The following is an 18,761-nucleotide window of genomic DNA, read 5'->3' as shown; positions in this document are numbered from 1 at the left end:
CCTCGGATGCCCCGGAGTCCGTTCGACCAGCCGCCGGTCGCGGCCGTGCGCGTCATCGACGATCCGATGCGCGCGCCCGGAACATGGCCGCTCAGCGTGCCCGCCGTCGTCCAGCTGATGGCCGGCGGCCTCGAGCTCGGCCCCGGTGTGACGTTCCTGGTCGGGGAGAACGGCTCGGGCAAGTCCACCGTGCTCGAAGGCATCGCGCTGGCCTACGGGTTCTCGCCCGAGGGCGGCTCGAACCAGGCGCGCCACACCACGCGCCGCAGCGAGTCGCCGCTGTCCGAGTGGATCGAACTCCAGCGCGGCATCGGGGCGAGTCGATGGGGCTTCTTCCTCCGGGCCGAGACGATGCACTCGTTCTACACGTATCTCGAGGACAACCCCGGGAAGACCGCCGAGCCCGTGTTCCACGAGATGAGCCACGGCGAGTCGTTCCTCGCGATCCTCGACACGCGCTTCGACCGGCCGGGCTTCTACTGCCTCGACGAGCCCGAGGCTGCGCTGTCGTTCTCGTCCACCCTGGCGCTCATGTCGACCCTGCAGCGGATCGCCGACCGGGGCGGGCAGGTGCTCTGCGCGACGCACTCCCCCGTGCTCGCGTCACTGCCCGGCGCGACGATCCTCGAGCTGGGTCCCTGGGGCATGCGCCGTGCCGCGTGGGACGACCTCGAGCTCGTCCACCACTGGCGCGCCTACCTCGACGCTCCGCAGCGCTACCTGCGGCATCTGCTCGACTGAGCGCCTACTTCTTGGTCTCGACGTCGCCGGAGAGCGCGGCGATGAACGCCTCCTGGGGCACCTCGACGCGGCCCACCATCTTCATGCGCTTCTTGCCCTCCTTCTGCTTCTCGAGCAGCTTGCGCTTGCGGGTGATGTCACCGCCGTAGCACTTGGCGAGCACGTCCTTGCGGATCGCGCGGATGTTCTCGCGCGCGATGATCCGCGCGCCGATCGCGGCCTGGATGGGCACCTCGAACTGCTGGCGCGGGATGAGCTTGCGCAGGCGCTCGGTCATCAGGGTGCCGTAGGCGTAGGCCTTCTCGCGGTGCACGATCGAGGAGAAGGCATCCACCTTCTCGCCCTGGAGGAGGATGTCGACCTTCACGAGGTCGGCCTCCTGCGAACCGGCGGGCTCGTAGTCGAGCGAGGCGTAGCCCTGCGTCTTCGACTTCAGCTGGTCGAAGAAGTCGAAGACGATCTCGCCGAGCGGCATGTTGTAACGGAGCTCGACGCGGTCCTCGCTCAGGTAGTCCATGCCGAGGAGCGTGCCGCGACGCGACTGGCAGAGCTCCATCACGGTGCCGACGTAGTCCTTCGGCAGGAGGATGCCCACCTTCACGACCGGCTCGGAGACGGAGGCCACCCGGCCGTCCGGATACTCGCTCGGGTTCGTCACGACGACCTGCTCGCCCGTGTCGGTCGTAACCTCGTAGGTCACGCTCGGCGCGGTGGTGATGAGGTCGAGCCCGAACTCACGGGCGAGCCGCTCGGTGATGATCTCGAGGTGGAGGAGGCCGAGGAATCCGGCGCGGAACCCGAACCCGAGGGCGACCGAGGTCTCGGGCTCGTACTGCAGCGAGGCATCCGAGAGCTTCAGCTTGTCGAGCGCTTCGCGGAGGTCGGCGTAGTCGCTGCCGTCGATCGGGTAGATCCCGGAGAACACCATCGGCTTCGGGTCGGTGTATCCGGCGAGGGCTTCGGAGGCGGGCTTGCGCTGGTTCGTGATCGTGTCGCCGACCTTCGACTGGCGCACGTCCTTCACGCCGGTGATGAGATAGCCGACCTCGCCGACGCCGAGTCCCCTCGTCGGCACCGGCTCGGGGCTCGACACGCCGATCTCGATGAGCTCGTGCGTCGCCCGCGTCGACATCATCTGGATGCGCTCGCGCGGCTCGAGCTTGCCGTCGACCATGCGCACGTAGGTCACCACACCGCGGTAGGCGTCGTAGACCGAGTCGAAGATCATGGCGCGGGCGGGCGCGTCGGCGTCGCCGACGGGTGCGGGGATCTGCTCGACGATCCGGTCGAGCAGCTCTTCGACGCCCATGCCGGTCTTGCCCGAGACGCGCAGCACGTCCTCGGGCTTGCCGCCGATGAGGTTCGCGAGCTCCGCCGCGTACTTCTCCGGGTCGGCGGCGGGCAGGTCGATCTTGTTCAGCACCGGGATGATCTGGAGATCGTTCTCCAGCGCCAGGTAGAGGTTCGCGAGGGTCTGCGCCTCGATGCCCTGCGCCGCGTCGACGAGCAGGATCGCGCCCTCGCAGGCGGCGAGCGAGCGCGACACCTCGTAGGTGAAGTCGACGTGACCGGGGGTGTCGATCATGTTCAGCGCGAACGTGCCGGCATCCGTCTGCCACGGCATCCGCACGGCCTGGCTCTTGATCGTGATGCCGCGCTCGCGCTCGATGTCCATGCGGTCGAGGTACTGCGCGCGCATGTCGCGGTCGGAGACCACGCCGGTGATCTGCAGCATGCGGTCGGCCAGCGTGGACTTGCCGTGGTCGATGTGGGCGATGATGCAGAAGTTGCGGATCAGCTCGGGAGGGGTCGCAGACGGCTCGAGAGGCTTCAGGGCGCGGGGTGACATGTCTCGTCGAGTCTACCGGCGCGGCGGCGGTGCGAACGGCGGATGCCTCGGCCACCCGTCTGCGCGAGCGCACAATATCGACCCGCGCGCGGACACGCCAGCAAACGCCTGCATGAGAAAGAGTTAACCGATCTGTCACTTGTCAGCGGGCCGTGCGGACAAGAATGCTCGATCTGGCGGCCGTCCTCTGCGCGAAACCCCCAGTCGTGCCCGGCCGTCCCCGGAGAGATCATCGTGACGAACGCGCACCCCGTGCCCCCGCCCCTTTCCTCCCGATCGCACCCGACGCCGCGTTCGCACGCACGGCGCGGGTTCGCGATCGCGACCGTGCTGACGACCGTGGCGGCGGGCGTGATCCTCGCCCCGGCCGCCCACGCGGCCGCCGGCCCCGGCGCACCGGTCGTCATCTCGGAGGTGTACGGCGGCGGCGGCAACAACGGCGGCGCGTTCAACCGCGACTTCATCGAGCTGGCGAACGTGTCGGATGCCGCGGTCGACCTCTCCTCGTTCAGCGTGCAGTACGCCTCCGCGACCGGAGGCTCGTGGCAGGTGACGCCGCTCAGCGGCATCACGGTGCCCGCCGGCGGCCAGGTGCTCATCGGCGAGGCGACGGGCGCGGATGCCTCGCAGCCGGGCGTCACCGCCGACGTCGAGGGCTCGATCGCCCTCGCCGGGGCGCAGGGCAAGGTGGCCCTCGTCTCGACCCAGACCGCGCTGTCGGGCGCCACCGGCATCGCCACGCGCGACGACGTGATCGACTTCGTCGGCTGGGGCGGGGCGACCCACTTCGCCGGCACCGCCGCAGCGCCGGGCACGACCAACGGCACGAGCGTGGCCCGCTCGGCCGCGTTCGACAACACCGGCGACAATGCCGCCGACTTCACCGCCGGCGTCCCGACGCCGACCGGGCTCGGCACGGATCCGACCGATCCGACGGACCCCACCGATCCGACGGACCCCACCGATCCGACAGACCCCACCGATCCGACGGACCCCACCGACCCGACCGTGGTCGCGATCGCCGACATCCAGGGCACCGGCGACGCCTCGCCGCTGGCCGGCCAGACGGTCACCACCGAGGGCGTCGTGACGGCGCACTACCCGACCGGCGGATTCGACGGCTACGTCATCCAGACCGCGGGCACCGGCGGCGCGCTCGACCTGGCCGCGCACGCGGCATCCGACGCGCTGTTCGTCTACGCGCCCGGCGCCGTCTCGGAGGTCTCCCCCGGCGACACCGTACGCGTGACCGGCGTGGTCTCGGAGTGGAACGGACTCACCGAGCTGACCGTCGCGGCCGGCGCCGCGCAGCGCATCGACGCGCAGCCGGCGCCCGCTCCGGCGTCCGTCGCGTGGCCTGCCGACGCCGCGCAGCGCGAATCGCTCGAGTCGATGCTCGTCGCCCCACAGGGCGCGTTCACCGTCTCGAACACGTACTCGACCAACCAGTACGGCGAGGTGGGCCTCGCCGCCGGTGACGCGCCGCTCCGTCAGCCGACCGACGCCGCGCGCCCCGGCACTGCCGAGGCGGCCGCCGTCGCCGCCGACAACGCGGCCCGCGGCATCACCCTCGACGACGGCACGAGCATCAACTACCTCTCCGCCGCGAACAGCGCCCTGACCCCGGCGTACGTGTCGCTGGTCGAGCCGATCGTCGTCGGGGCATCCGTCACGTTCACCGACCCGGTGATCGTCGACTGGCGGAACAACTCGTGGAAGCTGAACCCGACCGCACCGCTCGCCGGCGACGGCTCGGGCACCGACGGCGTCGCGTTGTCCGACCCCCGCACGGCCGCGCCGGACGCCGTCGGCGGCGATGTGCGGCTCGCGTCGTTCAACGTGCTCAACTACTTCACGACGCTCGGCACCGACTCGGCGTCGTGCGTGGCGTACAAGGATCGCTTCGGCGACGGCGTGACCGTCCGCGAGGGCTGCCCGCAGCGCGGCGCGTGGGATGCCGCCGACCTCCAGCGCCAGCAGGACAAGATCGTCGCCGCGATAGGCGACCTCGATGCCGACGTCGTCGGCCTCATGGAGATCGAGAACTCCGCCGCACTCGGCGAGCAGCCCGACGAGGCCACCGCAACCCTCGTCGCGGCGCTGAACGCCGCCGTGGGCGCCGGCACGTGGGCGTTCGTGCCCTCGTCGGCCGACCTGCCGCCCGCCGCCGAGCAGGACGTCATCACCAACACGATCATCTACCGCACCGCGGCGGTGAAGCGCGTCGGCGACTCCCGCGCGCTCGGGGACCAGAGCGATGACGGCGAGGCGTTCCAGAACGCGCGCGAGCCGATCGCGCAGGCGTTCGCGCCCGCGGCCGGCGGCGACACGTTCCTCTTCGTGGTCAACCACTTCAAGTCGAAGGGCTCGGCGGGTCCGTGGCCGGGCGACGCCGACGCGGGCGACGGCCAGGGCGCCTCGAACGAGTCGCGCGTGCGCCAGGCGACGGCGCTCCGCGACTGGGTCGACGGCATCCGCGGCGACACCGCATCGGTGGCCCTCGCGGGTGACTTCAACTCCTACACGCAGGAGGACCCGCTGCAGGTGCTCTACGACGCCGGCTACGTCGACGCGGCCAGCGCGTTCGGCGTGCCGACCTCGTCGTACAGCTTCTCGGGGCTGTCGGGCTCGCTCGACCACATCCTGCTGAGCGGAGCGGCGAAGGACCGCGCCACCGGCGCCGACATCTGGAACATCAACTCCGGCGAGTCGGTCGCCCTCGAATACAGCCGCTTCCGCAGTCACGGCACCGAGTTCTACGCGCCCGACGCGCACCGCTCGAGCGACCACGATCCCGTGCTCGTGGGTCTCGCCGCCGCCGCTCCCCCGGTCGAGCTGACCCTCCTCGGGATCAACGACTTCCACGGCCGCATCGACGCGAACACCGTCGCCTTCGCCGGCACGGTCGAGCAGCAGCGCGCCGAGGCATCCGGACCCACGCTGTTCCTCTCGGCGGGCGACAACATCGGCGCCTCGCTGTTCGCCTCGTCGGTCGCGAAGGACCAGCCCACGATCGACGTGCTGAACGCGCTCGGGCTGCAGGCCTCCGCGGTCGGCAACCACGAGTTCGACCGCGGGTTCGACGACCTGTCGGGCCGCGTCTCCGAGGCATCCGACTACCCCCAGCTCGGCGCCAACGTGTACCTGAAGGGCACGACGACGCCGGCGCTGCCGGAGTACGAGTTGGTGGATGCCGGGACGCTCACCGTCGGCGTCATCGGCGCCGTGACCGAGGAGACCCCGACGCTCGTGACGCCGAGCGGCATCACGGGGATCGACTTCGGCGATCCCGTCGAGGCGGTCAACCGCGTCGCCGCGCAGCTGACCGACGGCGACCCGTCGAACGGCGAGGCCGACGTGCTCGTCGCGCTCTACCACGAGGGCGCCGGAGCGGGCACGCCCGACGGCGCGACCCTCGATCAGGAGCTCGCCGCGGGCGGCGCGTTCGCGTCGCTGGTGAACGACACCGACCCGAAGGTCGCGGCGATCTTCACCGGCCACACGCACAAGGAGTACGCCTGGTCGGCGCCGATCCCGGGCACCGACCGCACGCGTCCGGTCGTGCAGACCGGTTCGTACGGCGCGAACCTCGGCAAGATCACCCTGACGGTCGACCCGGGCACGGGCGCGGTCTCGGCGCACACCGAGCAGCTCGTGAAGCGCACGACGACGCCGGCCGCCGAGCTCGTCGCGACCTACCCGAAGGTGGCCGAGGTGGATGCCATCGTGAAGAAGGCCCTCGCGGCCGCCGCCGAGGTGGGCAACACCGCCATCGGTGAGGTCTCGGCCGACATCACCACCGCGTTCGCGGGCGGCTCCTTCGTCGACGGCGTGTGGACCGGCGGCACGCGTGACGACCGCGCAAGCGAGTCGGCGCTCGGCAACACCGTCGGCAACATGCTGCGCGACAGCCTGTCGTCGCTGCCGAACGGCGCCGTCATCGGCGTGACGAACCCGGGCGGCCTCCGCTCGGAGCTGTGGGACACGCAGGCCGAGTTCGGCGCCGCCGCGGTGCCGGGCCTCGCCGATGGGACGATCTCGTTCTCGCAGGCGAACGCGGTGCTGCCGTTCAACAACACGCTCGCCCTCGTCACCCTGACCGGCGCGCAGTTCAAGACTATGCTCGATCAGCAGTGGCAGCGCGCCGCCGACGGCACCGTGCCGCAGCGGCCGTACCTCCAGCTGGGTCTGTCGGACAACGTCTCGTACACGTACGACGCCGCGCTCCCCGAGGGCCAGCGCATCACCTCGGTGACGGTCGACGGCACGCCGCTCGACCCCGCGGCGAGCTACCGGATCGGCACGTTCTCGTTCCTCGCGACGGGCGGAGACAACTTCCGCGTGTTCACGCAGGGCACCGACTACGTCGACACCGGGCTGCTCGACTACGAGGCGTGGATGGACTACATCGCCGACGGCTCGCCGCTCGCGCCCTCGTTCGCGAAGCAGGGCGTGCAGGTGAGCGGCGTGCCCGAGACGGTGACGGCCGGTGACGCGGTCACCTTCCAGGTCGGCGGGCTGAACCTCACGAGCCGCGGCGCTCCGGAGAACACCACGCTGCAGGTCGCCCTCGGCGACACCGCGCTCGGCGAGGTGCCGGTCGCGGCGGGTGCGGCGACGGTCACGGTGACGCTCCCGGCGGGCACCCCCGCGGGCGCGGCGACGCTGACGCTCACGGCACCGGCATCCGGCACCGTCGTCCGCGTGCCGATCGAGGTCGAGCAGGCGGTGGTGGCCGCCGCCACGACGACGCGCCTCGTCGCGATCCTGCCGGTGCACATCAACCGGATCCTGCCGTCGACGCTCGTCGCCACCGTGCGACAGGACGACGGCGCGTGCCCCGACGGCGTCGTGGTGTTCCGCGAGGGCGACACGGTGATCGCGACCGTGCCCGTCCAGCGCGGCATCGCGACCCACCGCCTCGGGCGGCTCGGTCTCGGCGTCCACACCTACACGGCGACGTTCGAACCGGCCGACACGACCGTCGCGACGGGCTCGACCAGCGGGCCGGTGCGAGTGCGGGCGCTGTTCTGACCGGCTCTGCGATGAGACGCGTGCGGCGTCGGGCTTCATGCCCGGCGCCGCACGCGTGTCCCTGTCGGCGTGGATGCCTAGGCTGAGACCGTGACGACGACGGTGGTGATGGTGCACGGCATCCGCACGTCTGCGACGATGTGGCGCTCGCAGCTCGCGCACCTCGCCGAGCGCGGCGTGCCGGCCGTGGCGGTCGACCTCCCCGGGCACGGCACACGGATGACCGAGGCCTTCACGCTGGGGGGCGCTCTCGCGACGATCGACGATGCTGTGCGCACGGCCGCGGCGAACGGCCGGGTGCTCCTCGTCGGGCACTCGATGGGCGGGCTCGTGAGCACCGCCTACGTCGGCGGAGAGCAGAAGCCGCCCGTCGACGCGTTCATCGCCGCCTCGTGCACCGCGATCCCCCGCGGGGTCGGACTCGCCACCTACCGCACCCTCGCGCGCGGCTTCGATCGCCTGCCCGGTCGCGGCGCCCGGATCGCGGAGTGGGTGCTCGACCGCACGCTGCCCGATGAGACCCGCGCCGATTTCGGAGCCGGCGGCTACGCCTACGACGCGCAGGACGTCGCCCTGCGGAGCCTGTCGGTGCTCGACCTGCTCGCCGCCCTTCGGCGCATCGACGTGCCGACCTGGTTCATCAACGGGCAGTACGACCAGCTCCGCCTTAACGAGCGGCTGTTCGTCTCGCTCGTGCCCGGGTCGGAGCTGATCGTCGTGCCGCGCACGAGTCACCTCGTGACGGCGATGCGCCCGCGGGTCTTCAACGCGCTGCTCGATCTCGCCCTCGCGACGATGGATGCCCAGGCATCCGCCGTCACGTCATCGAGCCGCTGAGGTCATTCCGCGGCCGCCGTCACCGAGCCGCTCGACGGGGTCATCGCGGCGCTGAGGACACCGCGGCGTCGGCGGGGCGGCGGCGGATTTCCAGGGTCATGAGGCCGCCGACGATCGAGAGCACTCCCCCGACGGCGAACAGCAGCCAGAAGCCGCCGACGAGCGCGACCAGCCCCGCGCCGATCACGGGTCCGAGCAGCTGCCCGAGACTCGCCGCCACGGTGACGAAGCCGAGGTCGCGCGCGCTGTCGTCGGGAGAGGGCAGCAGGTCGGTCGCGAGGGCGAGACCGACCGACATGTAGGCGCCGTACCCGCCGCCGAGGAGGGCCGCGGCGACCATCGTCAGCAGCAGCGCCGTCCCGAGGGCGTTGCCGATGTTGACGACGAGGCGACCCCAGAGCAGCCACCCGAACTCGTGGTCGCGGAAGGCGGCGAGCCGTTGCGACAGCCTGCGCACCGAGCGCGCGGACGCCGAAGCGGCCGGTGCCGGCGGATCGGCAGCCACAGCGCGGCCCCGACGCCGGCGACCAGCAGGAACCCCGCGAGCGCGAGGTATCCCGTGACGACGCCGAGGCCGAGCAGCACGATCACGCCGACCCCCGACGACGATGCCGACCGCCTGCGACGAGGCGATCGACGCCGACGCGGCGCCGCGCTGGTCGGTGAGCTGATCGGCGATGAGCGCCGTGAACGCGGCGGAGGCCACGGCGATGCCGATCGAGACGCCGACCCAGGCGACGCCGACGCCCCAGGGGCCCTGCGCGAACGCGATGCCGACGAGCGACGCCGAACCCAGCACGACGCCGCCGATCACCCACGGTCGACGGCGCCCGAACGCGCCGCGGGTGCGGTCGCTGAGGCCACCGGCGAGCGGGCCAGCGATGACCCCGGCGAGGCCGCCCACCGCGAGGACGAGGCCCGACGAGACGACGCCGGAGATCCAGCCGCCGGCGTCGTCGGGGGTGTCGAGCTGCAGCGGGATGAGTAGTTGCAGGGGCGTCAGCTGGACGGTCCACAGCGCGAGCCAGGCGAGCGTGAACAGGGTGGACCAGCGGGCGCCGGCCCGGAACGATGCTGCGGCGGTCGACCCCGAGGGGGTGCCTGCGGGTGCGGTGCTCCCGGCGACCGGCGGGGTCGTCGGGTCGCCTGCGGGCGAATGGTGGGGCACGGCCGACTCCTTCGTCGAGAACGCTGCCGAGTGGCGTCGGCGGGTGCCGGCGGGCTGATCATGCCGCACGTCGCGCCCGGCGCCCCGCATCCCTCGCCCGCACGGCGCGCCCTGGATGCCGCGCACGCGCGCCGCACGACCGCGACACCGATTGGAGGCGTCAGGCGCCCACCTGGTAGACTCGGTGATTGGCTTGCGTGTGGGTCCCACCTCACACGCCGCCGGAGGCGCCCCTCTACCGCCACCCCGGCACATCCATCGAAAACTCCGAACGAAAGAGCCGTCGTGGCCAACATCAAGTCGCAGATCAAGCGCAACAAGACCAACGAGAAGGCGCACGAGCGCAACAAGGCCGTCAAGAGCGAGCTGAAGACCGAGGTGCGTCGCACCCGCGAGGCCGTCGCCGCGGGCGACAAGGCCGCCGCCGAGAAGGCCCTCGCTAAGGCGACCAAGAAGCTCGACAAGGCCGTGAGCAAGGGCGTCATCCACGAGAACCAGGCCGCGAAGCGCAAGTCGGCCATCGCGAAGCAGGTCGCCGCTCTCTGAGCCGCCCCCGTCGTCGAAGAGCCCGTCCCCTCGTGGGGGCGGGCTCTTCGCTGTGAACGGGAGTATTTCGCGGGGTGATCGCGCTCGGCGCGGGTCGAGTGCCGAGGGCGCGTTGCTGCGGGTCGGCGACCTCGGGCGGCGAGGGCGCTCGCGCGAAGGCGCGGGTCAGGCGCCGAACGGAGCGCGCGTCGCGATCACGGTGACGAGGCGCTCGATGGCGAAGACGGGGTCGCGCGACGCGCCCTTGACCTCGGCATCCGCTCGTGCGGCCGCCTGGATCGCCATGCCGAGCGAGGTCTCGTTCCAGCCGGTGAGGTCGCGGCGCGCGCGATCGACCTGCCAGTCCTTCATGCCGAGGCGGGCGGCGAGGGCCGACGACGATTCGCGGGTGCTGGCGACCCGCGCCATGGCGCGGAGCTTCGACGCGATCGCCGCGACCAGCGGCACCGGGTCGGCCCCGCTCGCGAGCGCGTGGCGGAGCGCCACGAGCGCGTCGCCGTAACGGCCGGCGATGGCCGTGTCGGCGACGGTGAACGCGGATGTCTCGACGCGACCGCCGTAGTAGCGCTCCACGATCTGCTCGGTGATGTCGCCGGGCACGTCGGCGATCAGCTGCTGGCACGCCGCCGCGAGCTCGGTCAGATCGTCGGAGAACGCCCCGACGAGCGCGCGGAGCGCGACCGGGGCGATACGCTTGTTCGCCGACTGGAACTCGCCCGCGGCGAAGTCGAACCGGTCGGAGTCGCGCTTGACCGCCGGGCAGGCGATCTCGATGCCGCCGCCCGTGCCGGAGCGGATCGCGTCGAGGAGCTTCTTGCCGCGCACGCTCGACCCGGTGTGCCGCAGCACCACGGTCGCGCCGTCCTGCGGCGCGTCGAGGTAGGCGAGCGCCTCGGTGAGGAACGCGTCGGAGCACTTCTCCACGCCCGACACACGCACGAGGCGCGGCTCACCGAACAACGAGGGGGATGTGAGCGCGAAGAGGCTGCCCGACGCGTAATCGTCGGCACGCAGGTCGGAGACTTCGAGGCTGTCGTCCTCGGCGCGAAGGAAGTCGCGCACACCGGCGATCGCCCGCTCGGCGCACACTTCTTCGGGCCCCGAGACGAGCACGATCGGAGCCGGTTGCGGCGTGCGCCACGACACCTGCGGGATCGCCGACGCGCTCTTTCCGCCGCTCCGGGCAGGGGCTCGGCGGGGTGCGGGTGTCATACGCCCAGCCTATCCGCCGGGTGCGACAGCGGCCGGCGGCGGGGCCGCACGCTCGTGCCAGAGACGCATGCCGTCAGCATCCCGCCAAAGCGCGACGAGACCCTCCAGATCGGTGCGCGCGACGCGGGCGCCCGCGGCGGTGAGGAGGGTGAGCGTCTCGCCGCGCGGATGACCGTAGTCGTTCTCCCCCACCGTGATCAGCGCGACGGCGGCGTGCAGCCGCCCGTACAGGGCCGCGTCCTGATCGGCGCTGCCGTGATGGGCGACCTTCACGACGTCGTATCCGGCGAGCAGGTCCGCCCCGGCTTTCATGGCCTGCTGGCCCGCAGCGGACAGGTCACCCAGGAAGAGGGCGGTCGGCACGCCGCCGCCCCGGAACTCCACGACGACGCTCGCGTCGTTGCCGGGCGCGGTCGTGGCCCGCGGCCAGAGGACGCGCCAGTGCGCTTCACCGAGCAGGCCGCTCGTCCCCCGGCTCGCGAGGGTGATCCGCGCTCCGCCGGCGGCCAGCTCCTCGAGGACGCGCACGTCGGAGGGTCCGCTCGTCGGCCCGTGCACGAGGTTTCCGACGCGGCCGCGCACCGCGTCGATGCCGCCGCGATGGTCGAGGTCGAAGTGGGTGAGCAGCAGAAGGTCGACGCGCACGATGCCGAGCTCATCGAGGCAGCGTGCGAGGGGCGCGGGGTCGGGTCCGGTGTCGATGAGGGCGACGCTCCCCGCCGAGCGCACGACGACCGCGTCACCCTGGCCGACGTCGCAGGCGGCGAGGGTCCATCCCGGCGGGATGCCCGCGCGCGTCATGGCGTCGGCGATCGGGCCGAGGGCGAGCGCCGCGCCGGTCGCCGCGGCGACCAGGAGCACCGCGGCGGCGCGGACGCGCGGATGCCCCGGCACGATCAGCGCCGCGACGGCGCCGCCGAGCACGGCCAGAGCGGCGAGCCCGCCGAATCCCTCAGGCCAGGCGACGACGGCGCCGGGGAGGTCCGCGAACGTCGTCGCGGTGCCCGCGATCCAGGCGGCGGGAAGCCATGCCAGCGCGGCGAGCCCGCTCCCGAGCAGCGGGATCCCGGCGCCGACGCACGCCGCGAGCCCCACGATGGTGCCGAGCGGCGCCGCGGGCGCGGCGATCATGTTCGCGACGACGCCGTACACCGACAGCTGCGGCGAGATCAGCACGATGAGCGGACCGCACGCAAGCTGGGCCGCAAGCGGCACCGACAGGCCGAGAGCGAGCGGTCGTGGCATCCATCGCGACAGCCCGTCGGCGAGGGGGCCCGCGCCCACGAGCAGCGCGCCGGTCGCCGCCGCCGACAGGGCGAAGCCGAGCGAGAGCCCGAGCCACGGATCGGCGAGCAGCAGCACGACCACGGCGGTCGTGAGGAGGGACAGCCCCGCGCCGGGGCGGCCGAGCAGGATGCCGAGCATCGCGATCGCCGCCATCGCCCCCGCGCGCACGACGCTCGGCTCGGGTGAGACGAGCACGACGAACGCGGTCAGCGCGCCGAGACCGGTGAGCACGCGCACGCCACGAGGAGCCCGGCACAGCGCCGCGGCGCCGAACGCCAATGCGACTACGAGCGCGCAGTTGGCCCCCGAGACGGCGGTCAGGTGCGAGAGCGACGACGTCTTCATCGCGGCATCCAGCGCCGGATCGACGGCGCTCGTGTCGCCGACGGCGAGCCCCGCGATCAATCCCCCGCCCGGCGGCGGCAGTCCGCTCGTGACGGCGACCAGCCCGCGGCGGAGAGCGGATGCCGCGGCGAGGGCGCCGTGCGGCGGCGCCAGCACCTCGACGGGTCCGTTCGCATCGATCACGAGCACCGCCCGGTCCCCCGGGTCGGCCCGCCACGCGGTGCCCGTCACGCGCAGCCGCGCGCCCAGGTCGATGTCATCGTCGAGGCGGCCGGGCAGCGCTGCGGGCGCGTCGCCACGGGTGCCGGCCGCGGAATCGTCACCTCGCCACGCGGCACCGTCGCCGTCGCGTGTCTCGCCCGCGCCGCCGGGCTCAGTGCCCGCCACGCGCACGAGCACCGGCACCCCGGCACCGGCGAAGGCGGTCTCCTCCGACCCGCGGCCGCCGAGCAGGGCGCGGTGCAGCGCGGCGTCGAAGCGCCAACCGTCGGCGCTGCGCTCGATCTTGCCGACGGCCGTGAGCTCGACCTTCAGTGCGCGGCCGCCGTCGATCTTCAGCGCGCTCGCGGCGTCGCGCGTCGGAAGCGACACGGCGACATGGGTGGCCACTCCCGCCGCCACGGCGAAGACCACCGCCACGAGGGCGCCCCCGCCCCGCCCCGCCCCGCGGAGGCGCAGCGCCGCGGCGATCGAGACGGCCGCAGCGATCCACAGCACGACCGCGACGGGAACGGCGGCATCCGGATGCAGGGTCGAGAGGGCGGCGGTCGCCCACGCCGCGGCGGCGACCGGCACGAGCCGCGCGTCCCGGCGGCGCAGGCGCCGAAGGCTTCCTGCGGGCGGGGCGGCGCCGCGCTCCGCGACGGAGGCCTGCGCGCCCGGCGGCGGCGCTGCCGGCGCCGCCGCCCGCGACACGGCCTCGACCGCGGCATCCGCCCGCGTGCTCACACCGTCACCAGGTCTCGGATCGACGCGAGCATCTTCTCGCCGATCCCGGGCACCGCCAGCAGGTCGTCGACGCTCGTGAATGCGCCGTTGGTCTCCCGCCACTGGATGATCCGTTCCGCGATCGCCGGGCCCACGCGCGGCAACGTGTCGAGCGCGGCGATGTCGGCGGTGTTGAGGTTCACGCGCCCATCGGATGCCACAGCGCCCGCTCCCCCAGCCGCGCCGCCGGCTGGAGGCGGCACCTCGCCGATCGCGGGCAAGCGCAGCTGCTCACCGTCGGCGACCCGGCGGGCGAGGTTCACGGCCGTCTCGTCGGCCTCGGGGGTCAGTCCGCCCGCCGCCGCGATGACGTCGACGACCCGCGCGCCCTCGTCGAGCCGGTAGAGCCCCGGCCGCTGCACGGCGCCGAACACGTGCACGTACACCGGCGGCAGCTCGGCCGCCCCGGTCGCGGCGACCACCTGCTCGCCGGAGACGTCGGGAGCGCCCGCGGAGCGCACGACCCCGATCAGCACCGAGACCGCCGCGACGACGAGCACCAGCACGATGGCCGCGCCCACACCCAGACGCCGCCGCGCCGGTCGGTCGATCGTCGCTGCGCTCACCCGGGAAGACTGTCAGCGCGCGGGCGACCCTTTTGCCCGAAAGGGCGGATCGGTGGATGGATCTCGAAATCGGCCGTCGGTGGAGGAGGCGATGACGCGAGGCATCCCGCACCACCACCGACGCCACAGGGCGCACCCGACGGGCGCGCCCTGTGGCGTCGACGATGACGAACTACGCGGTGGTGAAGCTCACGACCTTCGGCGCGCGGACGACGGCGCGCGCGATCTCACGACCGGCGAGCGAGCGCACGATCTTCTCATCGGCGCGCGCGAGCGCCTCGAGGTCGTCGGCCGAAATGCGGGCGGGCACGGTCAGCGTGCCGCGCACCTTGCCGTCGATCTGCACGACCGCGGTCACCGAGTCCTCCACGAGGAGCGTCGGGTCGGCCTGCCGCCAGGTCGCGAGCCCGACGAACGGCTCGTACCCGAGCATCTCCCACATCTCCTCCGCGGTGTGCGGGGCGAACAGGTCGAGGATCATCGCGATCGCCTCGGCCGCCTCGCGGACCGCCGGGTCGCCGGGGCCGGCGGCGCCGTCGATCGCCTTGCGGGTCGCGTTGACGAGCTCCATCAGGCGCGCGACGACGACGTTGAACTTCGTCTGCTCGATGAGCGCCGGAGCATCCGCCCACAGCCGGTGTGTGACGCGGCGGAGGCTCTCGTCGCCGTCGGCCCATACGACCTCCGGGGCGCTCGTCACATCGTGCGCGATCCGCCAGGCGCGGGCGAGGAACTTCTGGGCGCCGGTCGTCGAGACGTCCTCCCAGTTGATGTCGTCCTCGACGGGGCCGGCGAAGGCGATCGCGGTGCGCACGGCATCGGCGCCCGGGTCGACCATGCTCGGGGCGAACTCGACCAGGTTTCCCTTGCTCTTCGACATCTTCGAGCCGTCGAGCAGCACCATGCCCTGGTTGACGAGGCTCGAGAACGGCTCGGTGAACTCGATCATGCCCATGTCGAAGAGCACCTTGGTGATGAAGCGCGCGTACAGCAGGTGCAGGATCGCGTGCTCGACGCCGCCGATGTACGAGTCGACCGGCGCCCAGCGGTCGGCCTCGGCGGGCGAGAACGGCTGGGTCTGGTCGCCCGGGTTCAGGAACCGCAGGAAGTACCACGAGCTGTCGACGAACGTGTCCATCGTGTCGGCGTCGCGGAGGGCGGGCTCGCCCGTCTCGGGGTCGACGGTGTGGATCCAGTCGGTCGCTCCGCCGAGCGGCGAGGTGCCCTTGGGCTTCAGGTCGAGCTTCCGCGCGTCGGGCAGCTCGAGCGGCAGCTGCTCGTCGGGCACCGGCACGACGCGACCGTCGGAGGTGTGGATCATCGGGATGGGCGTGCCCCAGAACCGCTGCCGCGAGATCAGCCAGTCGCGCAGGCGATACGACTTGGCGGCGCGACCGGTGCCGGATGCCTCGAGCCGCTCGATCATCCGCGTGATGGCGTTGCGCTTGCTGAGCCCGTCGAGCGGGCCGGAGTTGATCAGGCGCCCGTCGTCGGTGAGCGCGACGCCGGTGACGGCGGGGTCGAGCGATTCGAGGCCGGGCTCGTCGGCGCCCGGGTCGATCGGCACGCCCTCATCGTCCAGTTCGATGACGGGGATGGCGCCGGTGACCGGCGCCGTCGTGTCGACGACGATCTTCACGGGCAGATCGAACGCCCGCGCGAAGTCGAGGTCGCGCTGGTCGTGGGCGGGCACGGCCATCACGGCGCCGTGGCCGTAGTCGGCCAGCACGTAGTCGGCGGCCCAGATGGGCAGTCGCTCCCCGTTCACCGGGTTGATCGCGTAGCGGCCGAGGAAGACACCGGTCTTCGGCCGGTCGGTCGACTGGCGCTCGATGTCGGTCTGCTTCTGCACCTCGTCGAGGTAGGCCTGGAAGCGCATACGCACGTCGGCGTCCGCTCCCGCGGCCAGTTCGGCGGCGAGGTCGCTGTCGGGGGCGACGACGAAGAACGTCGCGCCGTACAGCGTGTCGGGGCGCGTGGAGAAGACCGTGATCTTCTCGGCGCGGCCCTCGATCTCGAAGTCGATGTCGGCGCCGACCGAGCGGCCGATCCAGTTCCGCTGCATGCGGATGACCTTCTGCGGCCAGAACCCCTCGAGCTGGTTCAGGTCGTCGAGCAGGCGGTCGGCGTAGTCGGTGATCTTGAAGTACCACTGCGTGAGCTTCTTCTTCACCACGACGGTGCCGCAGCGCTCGCAGCGGCCGTCGACGACCTGCTCATTGGCGAGCACGGTCTGGTCGTGCGGGCACCAGTTGACCGGGCTCTCCTTGCGGTAGGCCAGGCCCCGCTCGTAAAGGCGCTGGAACAGCCACTGGTTCCAGTGGTAGTACTCCGGGTCGGAGGTGTGCAGCACCCGGCTCCAGTCGTACGACGAGCCGAATTCGCGGAAGCTCTTCTTGTGCTGCTCGATGTTGCGGTACGTCCACTCGCGCGGATCGCTGCCCGCCCCGCCCTTGATCGCGGCGTTCTCGGCGGGGAGGCCGAACGAGTCCCAGCCGATCGGGTTGAGCACGTTGTAGCCGCGGTGCCGCCAGAAGCGCGCCACGACGTCGAGGTAGGCGTAGTTCTCCGCGTGCCCCATGTGCAGGTCGCCCGACGGGTACGGGAACATGCCGAGCACGTACTTGCGCGGGCGGGTGTCGCTCTCGCCGCCGGCGCGGAACGGGTCGGCGTCCTTCCAGCGGTCCTGCCACTTCTGCTGGATGGCGTGCGGGTCGTAGCCGTCGCCGGGCGCGGCGTAGACGGAGATCGAGGCGGGGTTGGAGGACACAGGTCACCTATTCGTGAAGTTCGGGTACGCACGCACGCGTCCTTCCAGGTTACCGGACCCGCCTCACCACCCCGCCGGAAGAGTCGCACCGAGCGCGCGGAGCGGTCCGCGCGCCTTGACGGCGACCTCGGCGACCTCGTCACCCGCCTCGGACAGCCACGTGATCCCGCCGCCCGCGCCGACGTAGGCGCCGTCCGGGTGCACGACGATCGAGCGGATCGTCATCGCGAGATCGAGGGCGCCGTCGGCGCAGACCCGCCCGAAGCATCCCGCGAACACGCCGCGCGGGGCCCGCTCGAGGCCGTGCAGGATGCTCATCGCCGAGAGCTTCGGCGCGCCCGTCATGCTCCCGGCGGGGAAGGTCGCCTCGAGCAGCTCCCCGAGGGTCGTGCCGGCGCGGAGGCGTCCGGCGACGGTGCTGACCAGCTGATGCACGGCGGGGTACGACTCGACGGCGAGGAGGCGCTCGGCGGCGACCGTGCCGGGGTGGCACACCCGCTGCAGATCGTTGCGCATGAGGTCGACGATCATCACGTTCTCCGCGCGCTCCTTCGGGCTCTCGACGAGCTCCCGGGCCGCGGCGGCGTCCTCGGCCGGGTCGGCGGAGCGCGGCCTCGTCCCCTTGATGGGCTTGGTGCGCACGACGCCGTCCGCGACGTGCAGGAACTGTTCCGGGCTCGCGCTCAGCAGCGCGTGCCCGCCGGAGCGCACCCAGCCGCCGTGGTGCGAGGGCAACGCACGGCGGAGCCGCAGGTAGGTCTCGACGTCGTCGACCGGCGCGGCTCCCGCCAACACCGAGAACCGCGTCGTGAGGCAGAGCTGGTACGCCTCGCCCGCGCGGATCGCGGCGCGGCAGCGTGCGATCAGCGCGGCGTACTCCGCCGGGGTGTGCCGGGCGGTGGCGTGCCGGGGCGAGTGCGAGGACGCGCCCCGGTGGCCGCGCTCCGCGCCGGAGGGGGCAGGATGCCGCGCCGCACCGCGCTCTCGCCAGCTCGCCACGTCGGCGGCGAACGCATCGATCACCGCCGCCGGGGCGACGAGCCACGCCTCGCGAGCGGCGTGATCGAACGCGACGAGCCGTTCCGCGAGAAGAGCGACCTCCTCCAGCGGCTCCGCCTCGAACGCCGCCGGAGCGCCGGCGGCACGGGCGCCCGCGTCGTAGCCGATCCATCCCACCCATCCCCCGGCGAAGCCGCCGGGCACCGCCGGTGCCGGGGCGCCCGCCGCACCGCCGACGATCAGGTCTCGCGGGAACGTCCCCACCGCCGAACCGTCCCCGAGCCAGCTCCAGCCCGACGTGGCATCCGGCCCCGCATCGAGCCAGAACGCGTGCTCGGCCGCCGCTGGGCCGCCGAGAAAGAGCACCTCCGGGTCGACCCACGCGAGACGCTGGGCGACGGGGCGGGCGGACACCCTCTC

Annotated in this window: 11 protein-coding genes; 4 read left to right on the top strand and 7 right to left on the bottom strand. The window is 72.5% G+C overall.

The features are described 5' to 3' along the window. The first annotated feature begins 6 nt into the window (after positions 1 to 6). A complete protein-coding gene (locus tag FHX68_RS02250; protein WP_141379513.1) occupies positions 7 to 741 on the top strand; it encodes an AAA family ATPase in 735 nt (244 codons plus the stop codon). A gap of 4 nt (positions 742 to 745) precedes the next feature. On the opposite strand, the gene lepA is transcribed toward FHX68_RS02250, so the two are convergent. Beyond that, on the bottom strand, positions 746 to 2,590 hold the full coding sequence (gene lepA / locus FHX68_RS02245; protein WP_141379515.1) for a translation elongation factor 4: 1,845 nt from the start codon (positions 2,588 to 2,590) through the stop codon (positions 746 to 748). Between the two features lie 234 nt (positions 2,591 to 2,824). On the opposite strand from lepA, the gene FHX68_RS02240 reads away from it, so the two are divergent. Continuing rightward, positions 2,825 to 7,624 carry an ExeM/NucH family extracellular endonuclease gene (locus FHX68_RS02240; RefSeq protein WP_342353555.1) on the top strand — a complete coding sequence of 1,600 codons (4,800 nt, stop codon included), beginning with the start codon at positions 2,825 to 2,827 and terminating at the stop codon, positions 7,622 to 7,624. 90 nt (positions 7,625 to 7,714) lie between these two features. Continuing rightward, a complete protein-coding gene (locus FHX68_RS02235) occupies positions 7,715 to 8,461 on the top strand; it encodes an alpha/beta fold hydrolase (RefSeq protein ID WP_141379519.1) in 747 nt (248 codons plus the stop codon). A gap of 40 nt (positions 8,462 to 8,501) precedes the next feature. Here FHX68_RS02235 and FHX68_RS02230 read toward each other — a convergent pair whose 3' ends face one another. Beyond that, the gene (locus FHX68_RS02230) at positions 8,502 to 9,629 is read right to left on the bottom strand and encodes an MFS transporter (RefSeq protein ID WP_229661445.1); all 1,128 of its coding nucleotides are present in this window, start codon (positions 9,627 to 9,629) and stop codon (positions 8,502 to 8,504) included. Positions 9,630 to 9,914: 285 nt separating this feature from the next. On the opposite strand from FHX68_RS02230, the gene rpsT reads away from it, so the two are divergent. Beyond that, positions 9,915 to 10,175 carry a 30S ribosomal protein S20 gene (gene rpsT / locus FHX68_RS02225; protein ID WP_141379521.1) on the top strand — a complete coding sequence of 87 codons (261 nt, stop codon included), beginning with the start codon at positions 9,915 to 9,917 and terminating at the stop codon, positions 10,173 to 10,175. 165 nt (positions 10,176 to 10,340) lie between these two features. On the opposite strand, the gene holA is transcribed toward rpsT, so the two are convergent. The 5 genes from holA to FHX68_RS02200 form a co-directional block, all read right to left on the bottom strand. Further along, positions 10,341 to 11,387: a DNA polymerase III subunit delta gene (holA, locus tag FHX68_RS02220; protein ID WP_141379523.1), complete on the bottom strand. Its 1,047-nt coding sequence runs from the start codon at positions 11,385 to 11,387 to the stop codon at positions 10,341 to 10,343. 9 nt (positions 11,388 to 11,396) lie between these two features. Then, positions 11,397 to 13,967 (bottom strand): ComEC/Rec2 family competence protein, encoded by a 2,571-nt coding sequence (locus tag FHX68_RS02215; protein ID WP_229661446.1) that lies wholly within the window; start codon positions 13,965 to 13,967, stop codon positions 11,397 to 11,399. Then, positions 13,964 to 14,572: a ComEA family DNA-binding protein gene (locus tag FHX68_RS02210; protein WP_229661447.1), complete on the bottom strand. Its 609-nt coding sequence runs from the start codon at positions 14,570 to 14,572 to the stop codon at positions 13,964 to 13,966. The genes FHX68_RS02215 and FHX68_RS02210 overlap by 4 nt, the downstream gene beginning before the upstream one ends. A 172-nt stretch (positions 14,573 to 14,744) precedes the next feature. Further along, positions 14,745 to 17,342: a leucine--tRNA ligase gene (gene leuS, locus FHX68_RS02205; protein ID WP_229661448.1), complete on the bottom strand. Its 2,598-nt coding sequence runs from the start codon at positions 17,340 to 17,342 to the stop codon at positions 14,745 to 14,747. A 63-nt stretch (positions 17,343 to 17,405) separates the two neighbouring features. Continuing rightward, positions 17,406 to 18,755, bottom strand: coding sequence for an anthranilate synthase component I family protein (locus FHX68_RS02200; protein ID WP_141379525.1), 1,350 nt, complete (start codon positions 18,753 to 18,755; stop codon positions 17,406 to 17,408). Between the last annotated feature and the right edge of the window lie 6 nt (positions 18,756 to 18,761).

This window comes from Microbacterium lacticum (assembly GCF_006716815.1).
Classification (GTDB): domain Bacteria; phylum Actinomycetota; class Actinomycetes; order Actinomycetales; family Microbacteriaceae; genus Microbacterium; species Microbacterium lacticum.
The sequence above is the reverse complement of the archived record's forward strand: the minus strand, read 5'-3'. Positions and strand labels throughout refer to the sequence as shown.

Excerpts from the sequence above, each read along its gene's own strand:
- FHX68_RS02250 (WP_141379513.1), top strand. The coding sequence starts at position 7 with ATGCCCCGGAGTCCGTTCGACCAGCCGCCGGTCGCGGCCGTGCGCGTC.
- lepA (WP_141379515.1), bottom strand. The coding sequence starts at position 2,590 with ATGTCACCCCGCGCCCTGAAGCCTCTCGAGCCGTCTGCGACCCCTCCC.
- holA (WP_141379523.1), bottom strand. The coding sequence starts at position 11,387 with ATGACACCCGCACCCCGCCGAGCCCCTGCCCGGAGCGGCGGAAAGAGC.